The sequence below is a fragment of the Hydrogenophaga sp. A37 genome, from assembly GCF_002001205.1.
GTDB lineage: Bacteria > Pseudomonadota > Gammaproteobacteria > Burkholderiales > Burkholderiaceae_C > Hydrogenophaga.
This window is the reverse complement of sequence record NZ_MUNZ01000001.1, coordinates 1-246: the sequence shown is the minus strand read 5'-3', so window position 1 is coordinate 246 and position 246 is coordinate 1. Positions and strand designations below refer to the sequence as shown.

Below are 246 nucleotides of genomic sequence, written 5' to 3'. Positions count from 1 at the left end.
CGGCGGCGTGCAGTTCGGCGTGATTTCAGACAGCGCCCTCTGCCCCGACCCCCAGCAGATCATTGACGCCTTCGAACCCGAGTTCGCACAATTGCTCGCGGTTACGCTGATGCTGCCGTGGGGGAGCCATCTCTGCGGCACGGGGGCTACGTCAAGCGTTGATGTGCGATTTCCAGCAGCCCGTCGAAGATCAGGCTGTCCACCAGCTCGCATGGCGTTGACATGCTCGGCGCCATCTTCCAGCCG

1 pseudogene is annotated in these 246 nt (G+C 63.4%); it reads right to left on the bottom strand.

Features of this window, described 5'->3' with window-relative positions:
* Positions 1–146: 146 nt before the first annotated feature.
* Positions 147–246 (bottom strand): annotated as a pseudogene (locus B0E41_RS26340) (type III pantothenate kinase); the annotation flags it as partial.